This window comes from Legionella quateirensis (genome assembly GCF_001467955.1).
GTDB lineage: Bacteria > Pseudomonadota > Gammaproteobacteria > Legionellales > Legionellaceae > Legionella > Legionella quateirensis.
On sequence record NZ_LNYR01000034.1, the window covers coordinates 77774 to 104099 of the forward strand.

The following is a 26326-nucleotide window of genomic DNA, read 5'->3' on the forward strand; positions in this document are numbered from 1 at the left end:
TTCGCGGAGGGTGACGAGTAATTGCGGAGGGTGACGAGTAATTGCGGAGGGTGACGAGTAATTGTAGAGGGTGACGGGAAATTGTAGAAGGTGACGAGAAATTGCGGAGGGTGACGAGTAATTGTAGAGGGTAACGAGTAATTGCGGGGGGTGACGAGAAATTGCGGAGGGTGACGAGAAATTGCGGAGGGTGACGAGAAATTGCGGAGGGTGACGAGAAATTGCGGAGGGTGACGAGAATTTGCGGAGGGTGACGGGAAATTGCGGAGGGTGACGGGAAATTGCGGAGGGTGACGGGTATGGCATGTGGAGGGGCAGATAAAAAAAGAGGAACTTTCAGGTGCTCCTTGCTTGGATGAGGTTCATCTTGTACTGATCCTCGATGGTTATCGTTGTTCCGACACAGGTAATCGACTTTGTACTATACTTTTAGTATAAAATGCAATCAAAAAGGAGTTTATGATGCACGAATCATTACACACGCTATTTTTTGCTCAAGGAATAGGACTTTATTTGATTATTATTGCAATTATTATGTTGACTCGTGCAGCCTATTATCAGGAAATGCTGACTCATTTAAAAGTGGGTAGTGCGACCATAGTTGTTGCCGCAACAATGGGATTAATCATCGGGATACTGATGGTTCTGGTTCATAATATCTGGATTTGGGAATCAGATGTTCTGATCACCATCATTGCCTGGTTATTGGTCATCAAATCAGTGATGTGGCTTGCCTTCCCTGAATGCATGGTCAAATATACTGAGAAAGTCTATTCTGGAAGGGGATATTATCTGGTAGCGATAATAGCAGCGATTATTGGAATTATTCTGTTAGCGCATGGATTTTACCTGTACGGACTCGCATGATTCTTTGCAGAAATGAACTAACATGTGCCAAACTGTTAATGATAATCATTCATTCATGTTGACTTTAGATTATAAAAAACAGGTATTGGCGCGAGTTTAAATTTCAATTGAAATTCATTAAGTTTCCGGAAGTTTCTTTTGATGGTGGTTGCTCTCAATCTGTTGGGTGGTGTTTTTCCTGCACTTAACGCAACCACATGTTACATCATGTAGTTTATAAAACGGATGCTTAAAAGATAGTATTATATAACCAGGGACGAACATATGATTACTTTCTCCAATTGGTTTCAAGTAGGCCCAATTCCAACTAATCAAATAGGTGGTCAGTATGATCCTGTATTAGTAGGTCTATCTTATGTGGTCGCTGTTCTTGCTTCATACGTAGCACTGACCCTAGTGGGTCGACTTCGTGCTGAATGTAACGCGCAAGCAAAAATATATTGGCTCGCTGGTGGCGCATTCACTATGGGGGCTGGTATTTGGTCCATGCATTTTATAGGCATGTTGGCGTTCATCATGCCTATGCCTATGGATTATGAATTAGCTTGGACGCTTGCCTCTTTAATTATGGCGATCATTGCTTCAGCTCTGGCTCTCTTTATTCTGCAAAAACAAGATTATTCTATTTATCAGTTTGCTCTGGGGGGTGTCATTATCGGACTTGCCATATCGACCATGCATTATATGGGGATGGAGGGAATGAAAAGTCACGTTAATATTCATTATTTACCGGGTTTATTTTTTCTATCGGTCCTGATTGGTATTACCGCGGCAGAAGCAGCTCTTTATTTGGCATTACAAAGCAATCAGGGTTCATCCAGACGGCAATTTAATCTTAAAATTATCAGCGCGGTAGTTATGGGTATTGCCATTTGCGGTATGCACTATACCGGGATGGCGGCAGCTCTGTTTACCCCCATTCCATTTCACGACATGCCGGTAAATAAGCAGGCAATTCAACCCAATTATCTGGCTTTCTTTATTGCTGGAACTACTGCATTAATTATCAGTCTGGCCTTAACCGTATCAAACAGTTATAAAAAAATGATTGCTGTTGTAGAAAATGAAAAAAATTTTTTAAAAGCGATGTTGGATAATCTGGAAGATGGAATCATCGCCTGTGATGCGAAAGGTAGAATTACAGTATTAAACCGTACTTTGCAAAACTATATGAGTGGTGTTGCAGACACTCTTGTTATTGATGATCTGTTTGAATATTTCAGTTTGTCCACTATGGATCAAAAGCTTTTGCCCAAAGAGGATTTTCCTTTGCATCGTGTATTAAAGGGTGAGCCGGTGCAAGGAGTTGAACTGATTATGCATTTTAAAAATAATACAACGCGTGATGTCGTTATGGATGGACAGAAAATCGTTAATTCCGAAGGTGATATTTTAGGTGCTGTCGCAGTCGTACATGACATTACAGAATTAAAAAGAACAGAGAAATTAAAGAATGAATTCGTCTCTATTGTAAGCCATGAATTAAGAACTCCATTAACTTCAATTCGCGGTTCATTGGGTCTATTAGTCAGCGGTGTCATGGGGGAATTCCCCGAAAAAGCGAACAAGCTGCTTGAAATAGCAAATAATAATTGTGAACGATTGTTATTATTGATCAATGACATCCTGGATATAGAAAAAATTGAAGCAGGGAAAATGGATTTTCAAATAAAGACCTATGATCTGAATCATTTAATTTCTGAGTCGATTGCAGCCAATAAAATGTATGCGGAAAAATATGATGTATCTATAGACTTTATTCCGTCAGAATCAATCATACACGTCGATGTAGATTCCAGCCGTTTAATGCAGGTATTAACTAATTTACTTTCAAATGCATGTAAATTTTCTCCCAAAGGCGAGCACATTACTGTGGCCATGAAACAAATACAATCTACAGTCCGTGTATCCGTCACAGATAAGGGGCATGGGATACCAAGCGAATTCCAATCACGGATATTTCAAAAATTTTCTCAGGCTGATTCCTCAGATACACGCGGTAAAGGCGGGACAGGACTGGGTTTAAATATCAGCAAAACCATCATTGAAAAACTGGGTGGAGCCCTTAATTTTGAGAGTGAACCGGAAAGTGAAACCACATTTTATTTCGATCTACCTGTCTCCGAGACCAAACCGAGTCCTGTACTACCCGATACAATTGATGTGCAGTCAGCTCAAAGAAGATTGCTTATATGTGAAGACGATCAAGATCAGTCTGAATACCTCAAACTGCTTTTAGAATCAGCAGGATTTATTGCCGACGTTGCCGAAAATGTTACACAGGCCAAAGAATTATTAGCAGAACATCAATATCAGGCTCTTTTGCTCGATTTAATATTGCCTGATCAGGATGGAATTGCTTTTATTCGAGATTTGCGCGCGCAAGACAGAACCAAAGATTTACATATTATTGTCATATCGGTAATTGCTCAAACGGGTCATGCTCTATTAAATGGGGATGCGGTTTCTGTAGTCGATTGGTTTGATAAACCCATTGATTTTAATAAATTATTAACGTCCATTAATCGATTAAAGAAAAGGAATGGCTCAACTCCCAGTCTTCCTCGTATCCTGCATATTGAAGACAACATCGATATGCAACATGTAGTAGGCACCTTGCTTGAGAAACATGCATTGGTTTCCACAGCTATTAATTTGCAGCAAGCGAAAGAGCTGTTGGATAAAAATGATTATGATTTAATAATTCTTGATTTAGTGTTGCCTGATGGAAATGGCATTGAAATTTTACCACTGCTCGCTCAGCATCATTCTCCCGTACTGGTATTCTCTGACATGCAACTTAATGAGGATTATGCAAAATTTGTAAGCCAGGCATTAGTTAAATCAAATTCCTCCAATGAGGTTCTGTTAAATACAATCATGAATCTTCTTTAACTGAGCTTATTTTTTAAGGACTGATAATGATACAAAGACAACTAAAAAATATCTTATATGCTGAAGATGAAGACGATATTCGAGCGATTGCGCAAATTGCTCTGGAGGATATTGGATTATTCACTGTACGTTATTGTATTAATGGCAAGCACGCTTTGGAAATAGCGAAGAGCTATACTCCTGATTTGATTTTGCTGGATGTCATGATGCCGGAAATGGATGGTCCAACCACCTTGGCTGAACTGCGAAAAATAACCGATTTCACTGACATCCCTGCCATTTTTATGACCGCTAAAATTCAAGTCAATGAAATTGAGGAATATAAAGCGCTTGGAGCAATTGACGTTATTGCCAAACCCTTTGATCCAATAACGCTTGCTGAAACAATTCAGAATGCATGGTTAAAATATCATGAACATTAAAGCGCAAAACAAGCTCAATGAGCTGATCAACATGTACAGTCAAAAATTGCCTGATAAAATTCATCACATTGAGACGCTTTGGAAAGAACAACAGCATCATTGGGATTTGAGTCAATTTCAGGATTTTCATCGGGAAGTACACAGTTTATGTGGTTCATCAGGTACTTATGGTTATATTGAATTAAGTAAAGCTGCACGTCAGATGGAGGTTTTTTTAAAAAATATTTTAACTCATGGCCAATTTACCCATGAAGACAAGAATCAAATTGTGACTTATATCAATCAATTAAAAAAAGTGCTGTCTCTAGAGTTACCCAAACAACTCCCCGTGGTTGAATCAAAACCTGAACCGCAAGTTGAGAAAAAGGTTATTTATATCTTGGAGCAGGATGAGATTTTAAGCCGTCATTTATATGAAAGTCTCATACAAATAGATTATGAACCTTTTCTAATCCAGGATTTGATTACCTTGCGTCGAGCGGTTGAAGAAAAAGTACCTGTCGCGATAATTCTTGATACTCATTATTTAAAGGACAATGGAATTGAAACTATTTTAGACCTACAAAAGGAACAAGCAATTCCTATTCAATTACTGTGTATTCTCCCTAATGAAGATATCAAGCCTCGTCTGGAGGCGATTCGTGCTGGATGTACGGCTTTTTTTCAAAAACCAGTAGACGTTATTCAATTAACTCAAATTTTAAATTATAAGTGCAGTACCATAGCGGATGAGTCTTATCGAATTTTAATTATTGACGATAGTGAGTCCTTGGCTGAGTATTATTCGCTGATTTTAAATCAAGCGGGGATGAACGCTCGAGCGATAACCAATCCCTTGTGTTTATTGAAAGAGCTTGAGTCATTTAAACCCAATCTTTTGTTAATGGATGTCTACATGCCGGAGTGTACCGGTTTCGAATTGGCTGCAGTACTAAGACAGGAAAGTCGATATACTAAGATTCCAATCATTTTTCTATCGACAGAGGACGACAAGGACAAGAAATTATTCGCTATTAGTCTGGGCGGTGATGATTTTTTAACAAAACCGATTTCACCCCAGCATTTAATTTCCGCTGTCAGATCGCGATCAAAACGCGCCAGCATTTTAAATTACTATATGACAACGGATAGCCTATCCGGTTTATTGAATCATTCCAGTATTTTAAATCAGTTGGACATTCAACTGGCGAAGGCACGACAAGAACATTTGCCTTTGTCATTTATTATGGTTGATATCGATCATTTCAAAAAAATAAATGATAGTTTCGGTCACCCTGTTGGGGATATGGTTATTAAAAAATTATCGTCCATGTTTTTATCGAGAATTCGCAGTCAGGATCATGTAGGTCGGTATGGAGGGGAAGAGTTTGCTTTGATTTTACCTGGGTCCACACCTTATCATTCCAAAACTATAGCAGATAATTTAAGGGAGCAGTTTTCACAATGCAGATTTATAATTGAGAATGAACATTTTAGTGTTACATTCAGCGCTGGTATCTCTTTTTTTGATGGACTAAAAAGTGGGTCAACAATTATAGAGCAGGCAGATCAGGCATTATATCAAGCCAAACAGTTAGGGCGGAATCTGGTTGTTATTTTTGATAAGTAGTTTGAATTTATTAAAAATTCGAGCAATGGACTTCAGCTTATAATACTTATTTTATTAACGGATAAAAAAATAGGTGTTCCAAATCCGATGATTTTAAATGATAATGATTCTCATTTACATTAAAGGGTCATTCATCATTTACTCATTATGGCAAAATTATTTTTGATAACTGGCGTTATCTTATCAGTAATTATGTGCAGTTGTATTACTTTTGCCGATTCAGCAGAGCGTCTGTTGGAGCGGAAAAAATTTACATATGATGGACATATATTTTTTAATGCGACAAACTCAGCGGCTCAGGGAGAACGCTATTTATTGAATCAACAATTATCCAATATCAAATTAGGTTCTGAATGGCAGTTGATGGACTGGAATAAAGCGAACGCTTTATTGATATACAACACTGTACCGACTCCAATTGCGCCCTCTCTTTATTTCGAACAACTTTATGATACTTTTAATCTGTATCCTTCCCAACTTATGTTCGAAGTAGGGAAAAAATGGCTGGTTTTTGGGCGTTATAGAAATGATTTAATCTACAAACCATTGACCAAGGCACTTGGGCAAACCAATGAAGTAACTACTGTATTAAGTTATGAGGATCATACTTATGCCAATGTTTCGCTCTTTGAGCCTTATTCACGAATAAAATCCTCATCATTGCCAGTGTATTATAATTTTAATATTGGAGTGCATGATGCACATTATGATGTAGGTGCAAGCTACCTGCGCTCTTTCGCTGAGACTCAATTATCTCAATACAATAAAGGTTTTGGCGGGTTTTTATCGCAGCGTATTCGAAGTGATGTGCCGGGATTTTCTGGCTATGTGAATGTGCAAAATAACAAATGGAGTTCCTATCTTACTTATGTGATGGCTCTTCGTCCTTTTGATAAAGAGGATTTGAGTTACAACAATAAAGGGGCGCAGCCCAAAGCCTTCAGCGTTCAGAGCGCTTATGATCTTAAAATTAAAAACATCCCTTTTAAAATGATTGGGTTTTATGATTATTCATTTCAGGCATTGGCATTAAGACTACCCCAAAAACGCGTTGGGGTTGGTTTTTCAATAGTTCCTTACCGTTTTCTGAATGTACAGTTTCAATATTTTAAGGATTATGGTTATCCGGATAAGGCTACAGCATCAGGATTGAGTCGTTTGGTTATTGGGAATTCAGTAAAGGTCAATAATTTTGCATTGCAAGCAATAATTCACTTTTAATGATTTATTTGTTGCAAATGAGAATCATTATCATTTATATTGTGCTTAATTCGTATTTTTTAATAAGTAGACTCAATGAACGTGAATAGTACTAGTTCTCAAGAAGTAAATCATCCCTTGCATAGCGTGCTCATTGAAAACGGTTTGCATCTTTCTCCAAAAGAACTCGATGAGTTCATTGATACGGCTTATCAGGACTGTTTTTCCAGATTACAGCACGCCGCAATTAGTGAGTATTTAATTGAGAGTAAAACCACTTTAAGCTCTATTCATCACTATCTTAATCTGCTTAAAAATCATCAAAAAAAACTCAATCAATTGAGTCTGTTTAATCGATGGAGCAGTTTAGAGCAGGAGCTGGAAGAGAGCATATTAAATCAAGCTTTAGCTCTCGCCTATCATCAGCATTGGCAACAGACGATAAAAATACAAGCAAAAAATTACTCTACTTTATGGGCCTGGTTAATTGAGCATCATGACCGACAGGACGTGATGATGTTTATGGAACAGTGGGGCTGTACAGGCCATCCCTATCATCCTAATTTTCGAGTTAAAAAGGGTTTTAGCCTCAATGAAGTCCTGCACTATTCTCCTGAATTTAACACCCAGGTTAGTATTCATTGGGCTGCGATCCATCGCTCTTTGGCCTTCACCTCAATAGATGAGCTAAGCTACCGATTACTGTTCGCTCAACACTTTGCGCAAGAGTTTCAATACTGGAATCAGACACTGCTGTCCATGCACCTGGATCCTGATCATTATTTGCCTTTACCTGTTCATCCCTGGCAATGTAATAATAAATTAAAAACACTTTGTTCTTCTTTAATTGAGTCCAGGCAATTCATCATCATCCCTGACATCCAAAAAACCAGACCATCCATGTCGTTTCGCACCATGATGCCTTTAGAACATAATAAACCGCATCTGAAATTAGCAGTTGGAGTGCATACCACTTCCGCAATGCGAACCGTATCACCCGCGTCAGTTTATAACTCTTCAGTTCTTTCAACATGGCTCAGTGATTTACTGGCGCGGCATCAAAATTTTGGTGGTGCTTTATTCATTGCCAGGGATTTAGCCGGGATTAATGTTTCAGATCAATCAATTCCCGCTCAGGATAAAAAGCATGTGGCCATGTTGATTCGTGAAAATCCTCTGCAACACACGAATGAACAGCAGTTCCTGGTCCCTTTGGCTGCACTGTTTGCTACTTCACCAGTGAGTCAGCTCCCTTTGTTAATTGAAATCATTCAAAGCAGTACACTAAATCCCAGAACGTATTTTTCTGAATATTGTCATAGCGTTCTGGCGGGACAATTGTATTTATTACTACGCTACGGGATTGCTCTGGAAGCTCATCAACAAAATACGCTCATTAAGATTCAAAATAATCGACCTGTTGGCGTGGTGATCAGGGATTTAGGCGGGATAAAAGTTTGTTATCATGAACTGTATCATGAAACGTCAAAACCTGTTTTGCATCCTGAGTCTACGATTACTTGTTCTGAGTTGAACAGTCTGTCTCAAACATTCATCCATGGAACTCTTTTAAGTAATCTGTCTCCCTGGATCACTAGTTTAAATGCTGCTTATGGTTATCCTCTTGATCATCTCTGGCTTCAGGTTAGAACTGTATTGAAAGGATTATTAGAGCTTTACCGAGCGGAGATTCATCCGGCAGTCTATCGTTGGCATTATCAGCACTTATTGAGCATGCCCTGGCAGCATAAAAGCCTGTTGACCATGAGATTGAATCAGGATCAGGATGAGCCGAACTATTTTTCTTTGCATAATCCTTTGAGTACGTTCAATGACTAAGTCCGTTCAGGGAACCATTCTATTGGGGCAATTTTTGATGATATTGGCTTTGGAAATGACCAATCCATTTTTACCTCTGCTTATTGCATCTCAAAGTAATGCGCCTATGGAGCACGTTGTGTTCTACAGCACCTTGTGCTTACTTCTACCTATGATAGCCAATATTATAATTGCGCCTGTCTGGGGTATGGCTGCCGATCGTTATGGGTATAAGCCTATGCTGATGCGTGCTTCCTGGGCTTTGGTATTGACTCAGGCGAGTATGATGTTTGTTCATTCTGTAACGTGGATATTAGTGATTCGAATCATGCAAGGTGCATTTGCAGGTTTTATTATCGCCATGCAAACCTATGCGGTGAGTATTTGTGATTGGCAAAGTAAAAGCAGGCAGTTGTCTCGATTACAATCAACAAAAGCAATGGCTACAGCGTTTGCTGGTTTTATTGGGGGCGTGGTATTAGCGTGTACGAATTATCAAGGCTTATATGGTGCTGCAAGCCTTATTTGTTTCTTCATAACCCTTATTATGCAATTTCGTTTACCTCCTTCAAGTAAAAATAATGTGCACCATAGGATACCCAAAACATCATCGTCTTCAGGTTCCAGGGGTATTTTTTATTTTCTGTGTGTATTAATTGCGTTGACTCAAATTGCCAAATTTTTACCAGACCCCGGTTTTACTCTCTATGTGAATGGTTATTTTCCTGATAATTTAATAATGATTGGTTTGCTGTATTCCATGCCTGCAGCTGGAATGTTGTGTGCCTCGGAATGGTGTGGCCGCCAGTTTGATCGGTGTCGTACTCATCCGGAACAGGTGAATCTGTTTCTGATTCGTTACAGTCTGTTGGGTTTGTCTCTAATGTTGCTGCAGGCCTTTATAAGCAATTTCGTTATATTTGTCGTTATTCGAATACTTTGGGGCGTTGTCCTCGCAGCTTTATTGCCAGCTTTGTTTGCTTTGTGCTCAGATCGTAACGTATTCCCAGGTTATGCTCTGGGAATAGCAAATTCATTTGCCAAAACAGGCAACCTTATTGGATTGTTATTGGGAGGATTGTTAGCTGGTTGTATTTCCTATTCGTCCATTGTTCTGGTCATAGCTGCAATTTATGGGCTTTTTGCCGTTATGGTTTTGGTATATCACGTGATTAATTCTATGAAAATCAAGGGTTTATCCCATTTCTATGGTGATGCGACATCATGAAAAAGAGTGCTTTATTAATGGTATTATTGACCTGGTTTCTTGGAAATATGGACATTCATTTTCTTACTCCATCATTGCCAGCATTGGCAGACTATTTCTCGGTAGGCGCCAATATCGCGCAATTGACTGTTAGCCTGTTTCTCTTGGGGAAAGCACTGAGCATGGTTTTGTGGGGGCTTGTTTCCGATTATTATGGCAGAAAACCGGTATTGATTGGAGGATTGATATTGTTTATTTTCAGTAACTTTATCGCGTCATTCAGTAATTCAATTTATCTTCTTTTTATTTGCCGCTTTTTTCAAGGTGTCGGTGTCGGAGCAACCCTGTTAATGGGGCGGGCTATGATTAATGATACTCAGAATGAGCAGAATGCGACTCGATATTTCGCCTGGTTATTTACTTTGGCAGGTGTATTTATATGTTTTCTTCCTTTGTTTGGAGGGCTAATAAACACGTACTGGAATTGGCGAGTTGCTTTATTATTTATTGCTGTTTATGGCTTGTTTTTATTGCCCTTAAGTGGGCGTTTAAATGAAACAAAATCTCAAAATTTATTGCCTCCAGGACTGAAAAACAGCGTGTTATCAGTTTTTAGTCATCCTGTCTTTGTCAGCTATTTAGTGATCTCGGCTTTGATGATGGCTGGAGAATCTGCTTTTAATACCAGCGCTTCTTTTATTCTTATCAAAGGAGCTCATTTTACCAGCACGGAATATGGGGCTATTAAAACGACTATGGCCATTATGCATCTCTTAGGTACCGCATGCTGCGGCCTATTGGTCCGTTATTATCATAGTGTGCAATTGACAACTTTGGGCGTCCGTCTGTTTGCATTATCTGCATTTATTATGTGGTTATTTTCACTCAGTTCAGAGAATGTAATACTCAGTTTCGTTATTCCTATGATGGCCTATTATTTTGGTACAGGATTTATTGTAGCATCAGCTGCTGCATCTGTTGTTCGACCATTTCCTCAGCACATGGCTATGGCTTTGGCGCTCACCTTGTTTTGTCAGTTTAACTGTTCAGCGTTATTCAGTTTTATAACGAGTTTGATGGGAATTGAACGCGTTGACTCGTTTCTGATGTTGCTTAGTTTGATAAGTATTCTGAGTTTGATGTTCTTGCGACGCCTTAGAATGTTGGCTCCTCGCGAAGGATTGGCTCTGAGTTATTGAGTTAATTGGTTGTTTATTTCAGAGTTTAATGACTCCAGATCCGAATCAAATTGATCCAGTTTTTTAGCAGAATCGGTTTTTACTTTGACTTTACTATCAAAGAAAGTACCTTTAAATCCATTGGGGGCTGTACATTGTATCGCTAATGCAGGTATAACCGTTAATGCTGAAATGACTCCTAAAATTGCTCTGATGAATTGAGGGAAATTGTGCCAGCCACGGTGCTGAGCCAATATTGGTCTGGCATTCTGAAGTGCTTGCTTGCACTTCCCATTAAATCTTTTAAATGATTCGTCTGTAATTTCATAATTAAAAAACTGGTTTCTTGCCTTGTTTAATTTATTGCTCAGTTTGAACAGCATTTGACATAACTGATCATTTTCACTACTTTTCTGGACAAGGTGCATTGTTTTTATTTGAAGTTGTTCGAGTTTGGCATTAAATTGTTCTTGATAGGGAAGTACCTGTTCACGTAACTTATTTTGTTCTGATTGGTATTGCGCACGAATTAAATCTTCATCACTAAAGCCCTTTTTTAAATCGGGACAATGGTTTAATAAAAGCTTAATTAAATTCAAATCTCCGTGCTTTATCGCCTGGTTCAGATGATTTTTGGTAAACTTATCTTTATACGCTGGATCCGATCCAAGTTGATGTTCCAATTGTTGATAGTAATTAGCAAATAGTGTTTTAAACATCGCCGCCTTTTGGGGAGCCTTTGTACTTAAGTGTTCTGCCCATTGACGAGCCGATCTGCCCCCAAAGGGTATTTCCCCTGTTTCGTAAACGTGACTTAGTGGAACAATCGTTCTGGAATGAACATTGGCGCCTTCGGTCATCAAAAAAGCGGCTACTTCAATCTGCCCACTCCTGCATGCCCAGAGAAAGGCTGTTTGTTTCATGTTATCTTCATGTTCAAGCAATTCCGGTCTATGCAACAGAATGAGTTTGATCAGAGTTAAATCGCCATCCTGGACCGCTTTAATCAAATCTGCTCCTTCAATATACCGGGCAAATTCAGGATTCTTTTTGAGAAAAAGTTGAATTATATTTGTCGGTATGGGGCTTTGCTTTAGAGCAGGAATAATGGCTTTATAAGAGCAATCTAAGCAGCTGTGTTCAATTAATAGTTCGGTCTGCGCGTATTTTTTACTGGCGATCGTTTCGGTTATAAGCTGTATTGCCTGGTTATTTGAAAGATCGTGAATCAGGGTCGTTAAGGTATTTTGATCTAATTCATTCTTCAGAGCTTTATCGAGTAATATCCTGACTTCTTTAAACGCCACAGAGCGTTGTATGTAGGAGTCACGGTTTTTATAAAAGGTTTCAAAATGTAAAGCAGAGGCCTGATTTTGCTGTTCTGGACTGTTTAGATTACTGTCTTCTGTAATGGGTTCTATACTCCAGCACAGACGCCCGCCCATGACCAGATAATGAGTATTGTGAACAGTTTCAGCAACACAGGCTACACGTAATTCGTCATAATGGTCTGCTTCCAGGTGATGAATTGAGATTTCAAAAGTTGCATCTACGATTGATTGATATTCCTCATCGGAGAGTTGAAACTGTTCTGACATAGTTCTTTTGAATTCTTTTTCATTGGTGCATAGAGTGATTATGAGCTTATTTAATTGATCTGTATCTTGAATGAGATGGATAAAGGACTTTGCACTTTCTTTATTTTTTAATCTGAGCTCCAGAGTACATAAATAGAGAAAGGTTTGTAATATGAATAATTGATAAGTTAATTTTTTATTTTCCCGAATATTTTGCGGATCCAAATGTTGTTCATCATATTGATGTACTGCATTTTGGTAAATCGCTTCAAAAGTTTTTTGCTCGACTTGGGCTGATTCTTTAAGTATGTTTGCATTATTAAACACTGATTCTACAGCGTTGAGTATTTCCTGATCGCTCCACTGATTAAAATCTTCATCCATTTCGCACAGATAGGCGAAATTTTCTTGCATGTTTTCAAATACATCGAATGATTGATCTACTAGAGAGCTGTCCTTTTTTTTCAGGTATTGGTATATCTTTAGAAACAGATCTTTAGGACTTTTATTATCTGTTTTGTTTAAGTACTCCCGGATATCGGGTATTTTTTTTATTGCATTGGGAATAAGCGACAATCGATTTATTGTGACTGGTGCTTTGATTTGGGACAATGCATCAAGATACTCATTTATTAGCATCTTGGGTACTAATTTTCGGGTTGACAGTTCACCAGGGTTTGTAAGACTCATGATATTAGGTAGATTTAAGGGTCTGGCACTATCTGGATTGACTTTAACAATAAATTCTCCTTTGGCAACCAGCAGTTCTTCCCTGTGTTCAAGACCAGATTTCATTTCTTCATAACCAGGATTGCCCGTTTGAAAAGTATCGACCTGTTCACCTAGTTTTTTCAGGTTATCTATTATTGTGAGCAGAAATTGTTGATCTTTGGGTAAGAGTACATGACCAGAGCTTAATTGATTCAATTCCTTCATCAAATTGGGGAATTGGATTTTAAACGTATTGGCGGTAGAGGTTTGTGTTCCTCGAAAGAATTTTCTTCGTTCCAGATCTGCTTTACAGGTATTATCGCCAAATAGATGAAGAGCCATTGTTCTACCAGTATCTTTTGATATATTATCGGTAATTTTTTGTGCACCGGTTAATGGAACAATAATGGTAAGCTCACCTGATTTATCTATGTGCAAAAATGGATATTTTTGAAAAATACGAGATAAATCATTTTTAAAATGAGTCATATAAAGCAACCTGAAATTTATATATATATATTATAGGAAGAAGAGATTAAGGTAAAATTAAGAACGCCATGTTTTTTTTTGAAACATATGTATGGTATGAATGCCACAAATCTTGAAAACGTCTATAAAGTTGATATTTTGATGATAACTAAAACGAATAAAATCAAATTACATCGTATTTAATTAAAACATAATAATGCGATACTGATCAGTAATATAACAAATACAGTAATTTTTTTATGTTTATTAGTGCCAGCCTCGGATGATCTGATTTTCTCAGCGATATTTTTGTGGTTTTTCATGAGGAACGTTGTCCTTTCTAAGATGACTCTTTAGTCAATTTTAGCTCATTAATTACAGTTCATACTGAATTGCCTGGTTTTTATCAAAATATCTTACTTAGATTTATCGAATTGAAGCAGAGAGAACAGGTTGAGCTCTGAGTAATCCTCTTATTGGTCTAGAGAGGATAGTTATCTATTATTTAGTAGTAATGTTCGTCTTTGCGAGCAACGTGAAGCAATCCGGAACATGTCTCCGATAAAGCTCCGATGTGGATTGCTTCGCGTTGCTCGCAAAGACGGGTATTTATATGACTATGGAGGCTGAAGAATATAGATATATTTGGCGTTATAAATTATGAGGGGATTATGCAGGACTGGGCTTCAACCAGAAAACAATACCTAATTTGAGTTGGTTAAAACACTGCTGTAAAGGCATCCCCATTTCAATTCGTTCATACGGTACACTCAAGAATAGGCCGTTCTATTTGGTCTATAATTAATGCTATCAGATATTCCGATCGAAAAGACATATGACAGGACTTACGATCAACCTCAAGCAGGGATGTAAATGATTACTGTATTGGGATACGAACTACACGATAAAATGAGGCATAATCATAATATCGACACTTATCATGCTTTGAGATTAAAAGATAAGCGTAAGGTATTATTAAAAATTCCTAATAATAACTATACCTCTTCAGAAAATCTGGCTATTTTGCAGCATGAATTTCATTTGTTAAAAACAATTAATGCTCCTCCAATTATTAAAGCTTATGATTTTTTACAAAATACTCCTGCTCCCGTTTTGATTCTTGAACATGTAGAAGGGCAGTTGTTAAGTTCTTATTTAATGGAAAATACCCTGGAAATCGGCGATTTTTTCGATCTGGCATTACAATTGGTTGATATTATCGGTGAGTTGCATCAGAGGAATATTATTCATAAGGAAATTCGGCCTTCAAATATTATTATAGATACCCAAAATTTAACTCTTAAATTAATCGATTTGAGCGCTTCTACAAAATTATCCGAAGAATCTTTTGATTATTCGAATTTGGATAAATTTGTCGAGGGACTTGCCTATATTTCTCCGGAACAAACCGGACGAATCAATCGACCAGTAGATTATCGAACGGATTTTTATTCCCTTGGTGTCACGTTTTATGAAATGCTGACGAATCAACTGCCATTTCAAACCAGCAATAGCCAGGAGTTAATTGAAAGTCATATTACTAAAAAACCAATAACGGTATTGGCTGTCCGACGAAATATACCCAAAATGCTGGCAGCTATTATTGATAAATTACTGGAAAAAATGCCAGAAGATCGATATTCAAGCTTTATAGGCATAAAGTCAGATATTGTGGATTGTTATAAACAGTGGGTTATCAAAAGAAATGTCTCAGAATACGCGCTTGGAACTAAAGACATTAGGGATCATTTGAGTATTTCGCGCAATTTATACGGTCGTGAACATGAGGTAAAACAATTAATAGATGCATTTAAACGGGTATGCAAGGCGACATCTGAAATAGTATTTATTGCCGGTTATTCAGGTATAGGGAAAACTTCTATAGTTAGGGAAGTATATAAGCCAATAATAGAATATCGTGGATATTTTATACAGGGTAAATTCGATCAGTTACGAAGGAATATGCCATACAGCGCTATTGTAACGGCGTTTCAAAATCTGGTTAAACAGGTTTTAGCGAAACAAGAGGGAACACTCGAAGTATTAAAAAATCAATTGTTGCATTCATTGGGAACAATTGGCCAGGTTGTAATCGATGTCATTCCTGAGGTGGAGTTGATTATTGGTGAACAACCTGCCGTACCTCAATTAAATCCTGTGGATGCACAAACCCGGTTTAATCTGGTGTTTCAAAATTTTGTGCGTGTGTTTGCAAAAGCCGAACATCCATTAGTGATTTTTCTTGATGATTTGCAATGGGCGGACAATTCATCCCTTGGTTTTATTGAAAATTTATTACAAGATAGAGAAACTCAATATTTGTTGATTATCGGGGCTTATCGGGATAATGAAATTATTGCGAATCATCCTCTGCAACTCAGTTTAAATCATTTAAGTGCTAGTCATGTGCCTTTCACTACTTTAACGTTGCACCCATTAAATTTAAAAAATGTGCAACAATTATTACACGATGCATTAGCGGGTTCTTTTGAACGAGTTCAGAGCCTGGCTGAATGTGTTTATGAAAAAACCCAAGGCAATCCTTTTTTTATCAACGAATTTTTGAAGCTTATATATCAGCAGCAATTACTTACTTTTTCTTATGAACAGAGTATTTGGGAATGGAATGTAGAGGAGATCAAGCAACAAAGTGCAGATGATAATGTAATAAATCTGATAACAGCCAAAATTCATCTGCTTACAAAACCCGGTCAGGAAACTTTAAAACTGGCTTCATGTTTTGGTCATCAATTTGATTTAAAAACACTCCTCATTACCAATGGTCAGTCTGCCAGTAATACTGCCGAACAATTATGGCAGGCAATAAATGCTAATTTAATCATTCCTCTGGAAGAGTCTTATAAGACCCTGGGCTTGGTAGGGTTAAATGGAGCGCTTTCGGATTTGGATCTTGGTAATTTACATTATCGATTTGCTCATGACAGAATCCAACAGGCAGCATATGACTTCATTGAAGCACAGGATAGGCCTGCCATTCATTTAAAAATAGGTCGATTGATATTAAAACAAAAACCATTGGAAGAGCATGATGAGCGTTTATTCAGTGTGCTGAAACATTTTAACCAAAGCATCACTTTAGTTGAGGATATTGAGGAACGACATGTTCTGGCTAAATATAATTTTTGGGCAGGCCAAAAAGCAAAAATGGAATCGGCATATGATGCGGCAAATGAATATTTATCCGCAGGTGTTGACTTTTTGGAGCCTGTTAATTGGAGTAAAAACTACAATCTGACTTTTCAGTTGTATAAGGAGTGTGCTGTTTGCAAATATCTGCTCGGTGACTTTATAACGGCTGATCTTTATTTTTCCGAGCTTTTAAATCACTCAAGATGCGCGACGGACAGTCTTGAAATATATCGATTGAAAATAGAAATGTTCTCTGTTTTAGGCAAACATACTGAGGCCTTGCAGATGGGTTTGACGGCATTGCGCCAATTCAATATTAAAATTCCAGAGAAACCGAACGTACTGCACATATTAATTGCTATCTATAAAATTAAATTCCAGTTAAGAACTACTAAAATTGAAGAATTATATTTACCGCCAATGAGTGATTTACAGCAAAAAGCAATTGTTGATTTAATTACCCAATTATTAAACAGCGCTTTTATTATCAATCAAAAGCTCTTTGTTATTTTAACGTGTAAAAATATCAGTCTAAGTCTGAAATACGGATATACCGAAAGTACTTCGATGTCCATTCCTGTTTATGCATTTATTATCATGCATTCACTTAATTTATATGATGAAGCCATATCTTTTGTCCGGTTATATGAGCGCTTGAAGCAGGATTATGGTGCATCAGATTTTGAAGGAAAAAATCAGTTTATCTTAGGTACCTTTATAGAGCCTTATCAAACCTCGTTTGAGCAATGTAATAGTACAGTCAATAAAGCATTCAGATTGTGTTGTGATGTGGGTGATTTGGTATACAGCAATTACAGTAAATTGTTGTTGGTTCTCCATTCCATATCGGCTGGTAATCACTTGAAAGAAGTAAAAAAGAATATTGGTTCGGCTTTGTCGTTTATGAATCGAGTTAAAATTTCAGATTTTATTACAGTGGCAAAATTCTGGGAGTATTCTGTGCAATGCCTGGAAGACTCCGAACTTGCCACAATGGATAAATCTGCATTCTTTGAGGAAGAGATACAAAATGGGAAGAGTAAAACGGAGTTAAGCTTTTTTTATAGTACTTTAACTCGTATGAATTTTTTACTTGGTAATTACGAAGATGCAGTTAAATCGGGTGAACAGCATGAGATTTTTGCTGAATACGATAAGGGATTAGTCAGTCATTTAGATGGTAAATTCTTTTTTGCCCTTGCTCTTTTTTCTTATTTTCCACAATTGTCAAAGGCTAAAAGTAAATTCTATTTAAAAAAATTAAAACGATTGGCTCTTTTTATTGATAAATATGCTTCCTGGTGTCCTGATAATTATAAAATTTATTCACTGCTCATGGCGAGTGAATTGGCTCGTCTGGATAATTATGAGGAAAAATCTCTTGCGCTTTATGAAGAGTCAATAAAGTTGGCTCTTTCCCGTGGACTGATTCTGATTGCAGCGATAGCCAGTGAACGGGCTGCTATTCATTGTCTTGATCTTAAGATCGATAGAGTGGCTAAATTCTATTTGCGAAATGCGCATCGATATTATAAAGACTGGGGGGCTTTAACCAAAGTGAAATTGTTGGAGGAAGCCTATCCAACCTTATTACTCAATTATTACAATTCGAGCTATGAAACAGGTGTATCGGATACTCCTTACCCACTCGCATCTACCAAGAGCCTGGATATGTTGGCAATTTTAAAATTTTCCCAGTTAATCTCCGGTGAAATTCGTCTGGATCACCTGTTACAAAAACTGTTGGTCATCGTATTGGAATTAACTGCTGCTGAACGTTGTGTCATTTTAACGAAAGTTGAAGAGCAATGGGTTGTTGAAGCAGAAGGAAATCTGGTGCACCAGACCGTTTATCTTAATGGCCTGGTAGCTGCTGATACATCACAGGACTATCCAAAATCAATCCTATATTATGTTGAGCGAACGCAACAACCCCTTATTTTAAAGGATGCTTCTCAATCAGAACTATCCAGTCAGGATGTCTATGTAATCGAAAAAAATCCTAAAGCCCTTTTAATGATGCCGTTATTTTACAAAGGGCAATATTCCAGAATACTCTATTTGGAACACAAGGGCATGAATAGTGCATTTACACCCGAGCATCTGAACAGTTTGCATTTATTAATGACTCAAACCATGACCTCACTTGAAAATGGCCGGATTTTCTATGAAGTGACCCATGATCTGTTAACCGGACTTGCCAATCGCAATATGTTGTATGAACTCTTCCAAATAACTGTAAAACAAATCGCTCGTACTCAAGGCTCGGTGGCTTTAATTCTTCTCGATATCAATCATTTTAAATCCATTAACGATGATTTGGGACAGGATGTTGGGGATAAGTTATTGATTCATTTAGCATCTAAATTGACAGCTAATTTACGCAGGGGTGATATTTCAGCACGTATAGGCGGGGATGAATTTGTGGTGATGTTTGCCAATGTGCCGTCAACTGCACTGCTTATTTCAATTGTTGAACGGTTGATAAAGGAACTGATAGCGCCGGTTCAAATCAAGGATCATGTGATTCATTTGTCAGTAAACGCAGGAGTCAGCATGTATCCACAGAATGGTAATGACATTCAAACGTTGATTAAATTAGCTGAATTAGCATTGAATCAGGTTAAGGAAGAAGGAGCAAATCGATTCAAAATCTATTCAGCAAATCGATATGATGAATTGAACCAAAACCCAGGTGATACTGCACAATAAGGGGCTGATGTTATTGCATTTTAATTATATAAGGAAATCATCATGATTAAGCCAGGACAGTTTTGTTGGAATGAATTAGCTACATCCAATATGACGCTAGCCAAGAATTTTTATCATCGAGTATTTGACTGGGAGTTCAGAGAGGTTGATGCAGGTACTATGACCTATACCATTGTGACTTCAAAAGAAACGGATATCGCGGGAATTTGGCAAATACCTAAGGAAATGCAGGGACAAATTCCACCTCACTGGATGTCTTATATTCTGGTTGATGATCTTAAAAAGTCTCTGGAGTCTGCAATTCATCATGGGGCTAAAGAAATAAAGGAAATTACTCCGGTTGGCGAGATGGGCAAATTAGCGGTGATCGCTGATCCTACGGGAGCCTATGTGGCTTTATGGGAAACGGCTAAAGAATAGACTATAACATCTTGAAGAGTAGTCTAAATTGATAATGGTATTAATTTATTAAATTGCAGTAAACGTAGCCTGTATTAGACGAAGTCGTAATACAGGGCAGGACGGTTTCGTTAGAACCATGCTTCTCGGTTATCATCAATCATCCCATATTTAATAAATTGATGAATCTTTGAAGAAGTGTATCAAATTTACAAGAGTTGGGGATTGCTTGAGGAGGTTGATCCTGTATTACGACTTCGTCTAATACAGGCCCGCTAAATTCGCAATTTTTATAAGATCGTCATCCTCGCGAAGGCGGGGATCCATCCTAAAACTTAGCACAATACCACTTTTTTGCATAGATCCCCGCCTTCGCGAGGATGACGTATAAAAAGTAAACGTAGCCTGTATTAGACGAAGTCGTAATACAGGGCAGGACGGTTTCGTTAGAACCATGCTCCTCGGTTATCATCAATCATCCCATATTTAATAAATTGATGAATTTTTGAAGAAGTGTATCAAATTTACAAGAGTTGGGGATTGCTTGAGGTGGTTGATCCTGTATTACGACTTCGTCTAATACAGGCCCGCTAAATTCGCAATTTTTATAAGATCGTCATCCTCGCGAAGGCGGGGATCCATCCTAAAACTTAGCACAATGCCACTTTTTTGCATGGATCCCCGCCTTCGCGAGGATGACGTATAAAAAGTGAGGATCGTTGAGGAACAAGTCGCGGGACGTTGGGAATAAATTGATGAATTGTCAATACACCCTAATGTTGATGTAGCGAATACTTTTTAAGGACTTAAATTTTAAAATCATAATCCTGCTCGTTTTCAGGCTCAGCATCTTGCTTGATTTCAGACAGTTTTGTCTTAAAATCTCCGGAGCTGTATGCAGTATCAACGGCGTTTTCCTGATTTAATTGCTTATTCTGAAGTACCTGTGCTTCCTCGCTCAGTTCACTGAGCTGGTTCCATATGCCATCGAGTGATTGATATACCTCCTCGCTGGAAATGGTTCCTTCTCCTAATGCCATTCCATTTTCATTAATCCATTGTTCCATTTCTGCAAGTTTGGGTTCCAGAGCTTCCTGAACTTCAGAGTCCAATGTTTCAAGTCGTTGTCGCAACATGAGTACATGGTTACTCAAAAACATTAACTGATAATTGGTTTGCATCTCTAATGACGTCATTTCCAAGCTTTCTTCATGCATTTTCTGTAAATCAACGACCGGGCTTGCATGAAAGTAATGCGTATCCCCTTCATGAGTGTAGTTTTTCCACTGCATTTGTGTCGGTGGAATTAAAAATTCACGCTCTTGAGGATAGGCCGATAGGGGGGCAATGCATTTTCCTTTCACATCAGTATAGGTAATTGCAATTTTATCCACAAACCGTTCCGCAGGTATTTCCGCTGAGCTGATGAAATTTCTCTCTATGCTGATACCGCCTGACTCGGCTAAATCAATACGCTGTTTAAGTGCTTCTTCGCTATAAACACTTTCATAGCGAAACGATCCAGGTATTGTGACTTCTTGAGCTTTAGCAAGGCCACTGGCACTCATTACTGTATGCAAGATAACATCTCTAACCCATTCTGGCCGATCTTCAAAAGTATATGTACCTCGGGTGAATGCATTTATATTTTTATAGTAGTCCTGTGTGGTATACAGATTAATAGCCATCATTTCGGCATAATTCAATTCTCGAAGTGCACCTGTTGTATCATTTGATCTGAACTGTTCTTCACTCGGAAAAACATTCTCTATATCCGGTTTGTATTGTGAGTGCTCATAAATGTACTGTTCATACTGATTAAAATCGAGGGGTTTAAATTCAAGCTGCTCGAAGTTGGCATGAGCAAGGATTTTTGTAAGTTCCAGTTGGGTTCCATCGTCAAAAATTATTTGATATTCCCCATCCAAATTTTTAATGTAGAAATTTTCCATACTCAGCAATTTTTGAGTAAGATACTCTAATTGATAAGTGTAGGTATTTTTGGGTAAAGGACCTGCAACAGGTAAATATTCTTCAGTTTGATTGCATAGGTGTTTAAACGCATCCACTACATCAGTAACTTTCGCTGCATCAAATGCAGCCTTAACGTTTACAGCCGGCCTGTTCTTAAGGTTAGTACCCATATTTATTGCTCATACAACCCGGTAATAAATATAGTTTAGTCTAAATTCAATTCATTTGTATGTTTTTTGTACAAACATATCAGGCCTTATAGTTCATTATTGGGATGGTGTTCCAGCGGCTTGTTCTTGAAGGTTTCGTGCTGCCAGATGTTCTATCTCAGCTTCAAAACTGGTTAGAGGATGGGGCATTTTGTATTTTGTTGAGAAAAAACCAAACATTCCCTGGATAAATGAATCGGAGTGAAACACATGATGTGTCTTTAAAGAGGGTCTTGCAAGAGCGATTGTTTCTTTGCATTGCTTTATAAATTGTGTCTTGCTCTCACTGGTGTTATGACTACTGAAAATAAAGGTCATCTTCGCAAGAGTTAATCGATTAATGAATATTTGGAGCGCTTTTGCGGCTTTTCTATAATGCTTATCATCCAATGCTTTTTTTTCCAGTTCCTGGAGTCTGTCATGAAAAGGTTGTATATGCTTGTCAAAATCAAAAAAATCGAGCATTTCCTCATTTGCATTCGCAAAATCTTCATGACGTATATCAAGCAAATTGAATGCTTCAGGCAAAAAATCCGGTTGTTCAACGGCTGTATATAACAAGATGTTTTCATAAATTCCACCTTCTACCCTGCTTAGAAACTCTTTTTGTTCGTCAAAAGTGAGTGTCATAAGAGCGGTAAGGAGAAAACGCTGAATCAGGTCAGGTTGGAATATTCTGGCGTGATCAAAAACATTGGTACCATTTTCCTTTCGGGATTTAATATCCGCTCCTTTGTTGAGCAAGTAATTCATTACATCGATCTGTCTTCTCACTACGGTATATTGTAGGCTTGTAATGCCCAAATACCCTTTTGTGTCAATTCCTGCCCCTTTTTTTAATAAAAGTTTTATAGTACTGAGGTTGCTATTAAGTACTGCTTTATGTAGTGCGCACGAATTGTTACGGTTACGCGCATTAAGATCGGCCCCCATGTCCAGTAACTGGTTTACAGCGCGATCAAGGCCTGCACTGGCAGCTAACATCAGTACTGTTTCTTTACGGTTATTTTGCGCTTCCAGAGTTTCCTTACGTACCTCCGCATGTTGTTCTTCTTGGAGTATGTTCAATAAATCATTAAGAAGATAAGGGTAGCTTGCTGCAGCATACAACAGGATACTTGCATGAATCCCATTTGATACCTTACTGAGAAACTCTTTTTGCTCTTGAAGAGGTAACGTAATTGCTCGAAGCAGAATGGGTTCTATCAATTGGGGTTGAACTATTTTTGCCACATCAAGGATATTCTTACCACTTTGCGTGCGAGAGGTGATATTTGCGCCATGTTGAAACAATAGTTGCATTATTTCTGTATGCCCACTGCGAACAGCGAAGTGAATGGGCCTAACATTTTTAAAAGTTTCCGCATCAACCTCTGCATTAGATGCCAATAATCTTTTGATCACCGTTACATGACCGTAATAGCAAGCAGCTTGCAGTGCTGTTAAGCCTTCATTATTAACGGCATTAACAGGTGCTCCTGTATTTAAGAGTAAATTAACGGCCTCTTCAGCACCGTGGTATGCTGCGATAATTAATGCAGAACTTTTTTTGGGTCCAAATTCAGCATTAATTGCTTGCTGCTTGGAGTCCTCGTCTAAAAGATGAAAATACTCCGGTAAAGCAAATGGAGCGTGTTCCAGGGCATACAATAGGGCATTGTTTTGAGGCTCAAATTTGAAAATCTGATTTCTTTGCGCTTCGTTCAATGAGAAAATATGCCCTATTATTCTGGGTGTCCCTAGTTCTGCATTGAAAATAACTGGGTAATCCGGATTTTTTGCGGAGGATAAAAACGCTTTTTGTTTTTTAATGACATTTTGTTGTACTTGGGAAAGGATGGTTTGTGCGCGAGTATATTCAGCGATAATGGGATCAATATCATGAGCAATCAGTTCAACACAAAATTTTAACTGTTTATAGTTTTCATCATCAGGCCGCATCAATCGACCCAGGATCTCTTCAAGTCTGGGGAAAGAGCTATAAAGAAGCGCTTTTTGTTTGTTTGGCACTGTTTCCCAATACTGACTAAATTGCACAATACCTTCATTGGCAATCATCCCTGCATTGAGTTCTTCACCTGCTCTACTGGCTCCTCCAGCTCTTAATGCTTTATTTAATCGGGTTAATTGAGCACCAAAATCTTTGCTGACAAAACGAAATTTATTAAAAGTAACTATTTCTTCATAATATTCGTTAATTAAGAGGGAGTGGCTTTTTATACGATGCAATTCATTGGGGGTAAGCCTTGGATAAACATGGTCTTTACTTACAACGTGAATAAATTGGCCATCATGGGATACAAAGGCATTATTTAAACATTTATGAAGTGGGATAAATAGTTCCTCATTATCTGAGAGTATGAATTCATGCAATTGCAACTGATGAATGTTCTGTCCAAAAACATCTTGATGAGCCTTTAGCGTTGGCATAAGAAGAAAATAGGGACCAGTGCCAAAAGGTAAGTCATCAATTTCGTCTTCAGTTTTTGGGAGTGGCGAAAGCACATTGGCCAGATCTACAAATAATCGGTTGACCAGGTTCATTGGTTTTTGTGTGTAGCAGAGTACACTGCGGCGAATTCTTTCCCAGCGTTTAGCAAATACAGAAACTAAATATTCAGGAATTTCCTCCAGATTATGATCATTAAGACACGCTTCAAGTTCATCAAGCGCAAGCAGATTTTCACATTGAATCACCGAATCTATAGTGTTAGTAACCGGTGTTTCTTTTACAAGATAACGACAGGAGCCGATTTCTTCAAGAACGAGTTCTTTTTGTTTAGCAGAGATAGCCATCATATTCGTAATTCCATGTAGTGATGCGTTAATTCCAGTTGGATTTTATAGCCTATCCCAGGATTCAATGGGTATTGTTCCAATAGGAACAATCTCGGCTTCAAACCGGTCAGAAATTTGAGCGGATTAGGTTTCTATCAAGAAAAATACCTGTCGGATAATGTCTTTGAAGGACATTGTCCGACAGGTATTTTATAAAAACGAGACTCAGGATTAGTTTTCAAAAACTAAAAAAATACCTTCATAATCCGGACTGTATTTGGGCGTTAAGTACGTTTAGAAACCCAGTGATAGGCCACAGTGCTGGCGCTCATCCAATTCTTCAATGACTTTTTCTGTATTGAGAATGGGATCAGCTTGAATATAGGTAAAATCAGCAGCATCGTTCAATTCGTTAATGGTATTTAAAAAAGATATGATCGGTTTTTCTAAATCGATTTCCAATTGGGTTATAGCGCGTTTCAAGGTATCAGGATGTTTTTCGCATTGAGAATACATGGACGTAGCAAACAGCATTTGCGAGTCCAGATCAGAGGTACTTTGATTATTAATAACACCAGAACGACATGCCGGAAGCACCTGTTCCAATTGGTCCATGATGAAATCAAATTGTGATGTATTGGTATGGGATACGATTAAAAAGCGAATATCAGAGCGCTCACTTAAATAATCACGAAATTGTTCAATACGATGGAGTGAATTTGCATCGACCTGGGACATCGAGTTAAAGTTCTTTTTAAAATCTGCAAATGTTAGAGATGATGAAAAATGAGTGTTGAATTCTTCGCAGAGTTGTTCCAGAGGTATTTGATCAAGTCTCAAACGCGGTAAATAAGGGATTATCCAGTTCCATACTGTTTCACCATCAACTTCTTTGTTTTCCTGAGCAAGAGAGGTTTGAAAAGAGTCTTTTAATTTTTTTACATCTGATGAGATGAATTGGCCTAAAGAAAAAATCACAGTGATCACAGTTGAGCCTTGTAGTATTTAAAATGGGCAATTGTAACAAAGTGGCCTGGTTGTTTGCAACCTGGCATAGTGCCGTCATCATTTATAAAACCCCGTCTTTGCGAGCAACGCGAAGCAATCCAGAACGGGACCTTATTGGAGATGGGTTCTGGATTGCTTCACTAC

At 38.1% G+C, this 26326-nt stretch carries 14 protein-coding genes; 10 read left to right on the plus strand and 4 right to left on the minus strand.

Annotated features, from left to right (window positions below; genetic code table 11):
* Nucleotides 1-459: 459 nt before the first annotated feature.
* The 8 genes from Lqua_RS11815 (at nucleotide 460) to Lqua_RS11850 (ending at nucleotide 11217) form a co-directional block, all read left to right on the plus strand.
* The gene (locus tag Lqua_RS11815) at nucleotides 460-867 is read left to right on the plus strand and encodes a hypothetical protein (RefSeq protein ID WP_238585571.1); all 408 of its coding nucleotides are present in this window, start codon (nucleotides 460-462) and stop codon (nucleotides 865-867) included.
* A 264-nt stretch (nucleotides 868-1131) separates the two neighbouring features.
* Nucleotides 1132-3762, plus strand: a complete 2631-nt coding sequence (locus tag Lqua_RS11820) for an MHYT domain-containing protein (RefSeq protein WP_058474493.1) — start codon at nucleotides 1132-1134, stop codon at nucleotides 3760-3762.
* A 26-nt stretch (nucleotides 3763-3788) separates the two neighbouring features.
* Nucleotides 3789-4184: a response regulator gene (locus Lqua_RS11825; protein ID WP_058474494.1), complete on the plus strand. Its 396-nt coding sequence runs from the start codon at nucleotides 3789-3791 to the stop codon at nucleotides 4182-4184.
* The gene (locus Lqua_RS11830) at nucleotides 4174-5793 is read left to right on the plus strand and encodes a diguanylate cyclase (protein WP_058474495.1); all 1620 of its coding nucleotides are present in this window, start codon (nucleotides 4174-4176) and stop codon (nucleotides 5791-5793) included. The genes Lqua_RS11825 and Lqua_RS11830 overlap by 11 nt, the downstream gene beginning before the upstream one ends.
* Before the next feature lie 147 nt (nucleotides 5794-5940).
* Nucleotides 5941-7014: an LbtU family siderophore porin gene (locus Lqua_RS11835; RefSeq protein ID WP_058474496.1), complete on the plus strand. Its 1074-nt coding sequence runs from the start codon at nucleotides 5941-5943 to the stop codon at nucleotides 7012-7014.
* A gap of 75 nt (nucleotides 7015-7089) precedes the next feature.
* Nucleotides 7090-8832, plus strand: coding sequence for an IucA/IucC family protein (locus tag Lqua_RS11840; protein WP_058474497.1), 1743 nt, complete (start codon nucleotides 7090-7092; stop codon nucleotides 8830-8832).
* Nucleotides 8825-10039 (plus strand): MFS transporter, encoded by a 1215-nt coding sequence (locus Lqua_RS11845; RefSeq protein WP_058474498.1) that lies wholly within the window; start codon nucleotides 8825-8827, stop codon nucleotides 10037-10039. The genes Lqua_RS11840 and Lqua_RS11845 overlap by 8 nt, the downstream gene beginning before the upstream one ends.
* Nucleotides 10036-11217: an MFS transporter gene (locus Lqua_RS11850; RefSeq protein ID WP_058474499.1), complete on the plus strand. Its 1182-nt coding sequence runs from the start codon at nucleotides 10036-10038 to the stop codon at nucleotides 11215-11217. Before Lqua_RS11845 ends, Lqua_RS11850 begins: the two co-directional genes overlap by 4 nt.
* On the opposite strand, the gene ankF is transcribed toward Lqua_RS11850, so the two are convergent.
* Entirely contained in the window at nucleotides 11211-13973 is a 2763-nt protein-coding gene (gene ankF / locus Lqua_RS11855; RefSeq protein WP_058474500.1) for a Dot/Icm T4SS effector AnkF/LegA14/Ceg31, read from the minus strand. The two genes, Lqua_RS11850 and ankF, sit on opposite strands and share 7 nt — an antisense overlap.
* Before the next feature lie 852 nt (nucleotides 13974-14825).
* Between ankF and Lqua_RS11860 the strand changes: the two genes are divergently transcribed.
* Both Lqua_RS11860 and Lqua_RS11865 read left to right on the plus strand, forming a co-directional pair.
* Nucleotides 14826-19814 carry a diguanylate cyclase domain-containing protein gene (locus Lqua_RS11860; protein ID WP_058474501.1) on the plus strand — a complete coding sequence of 1663 codons (4989 nt, stop codon included), beginning with the start codon at nucleotides 14826-14828 and terminating at the stop codon, nucleotides 19812-19814.
* Between the two features lie 42 nt (nucleotides 19815-19856).
* Nucleotides 19857-20234 carry a VOC family protein gene (locus Lqua_RS11865; RefSeq protein ID WP_058474502.1) on the plus strand — a complete coding sequence of 126 codons (378 nt, stop codon included), beginning with the start codon at nucleotides 19857-19859 and terminating at the stop codon, nucleotides 20232-20234.
* 785 nt (nucleotides 20235-21019) lie between these two features.
* On the opposite strand, the gene Lqua_RS11870 is transcribed toward Lqua_RS11865, so the two are convergent.
* The 3 genes from Lqua_RS11870 to Lqua_RS11880 form a co-directional block, all read right to left on the minus strand.
* Nucleotides 21020-22357 (minus strand): hypothetical protein, encoded by a 1338-nt coding sequence (locus tag Lqua_RS11870; protein ID WP_058474503.1) that lies wholly within the window; start codon nucleotides 22355-22357, stop codon nucleotides 21020-21022.
* A gap of 96 nt (nucleotides 22358-22453) precedes the next feature.
* On the minus strand, nucleotides 22454-25195 hold the full coding sequence (locus Lqua_RS11875) for an ankyrin repeat domain-containing protein (protein ID WP_058474504.1): 2742 nt from the start codon (nucleotides 25193-25195) through the stop codon (nucleotides 22454-22456).
* A 273-nt stretch (nucleotides 25196-25468) separates the two neighbouring features.
* Nucleotides 25469-26161 (minus strand): hypothetical protein, encoded by a 693-nt coding sequence (locus Lqua_RS11880; RefSeq protein WP_058474505.1) that lies wholly within the window; start codon nucleotides 26159-26161, stop codon nucleotides 25469-25471.
* Nucleotides 26162-26326: the final 165 nt, after the last annotated feature.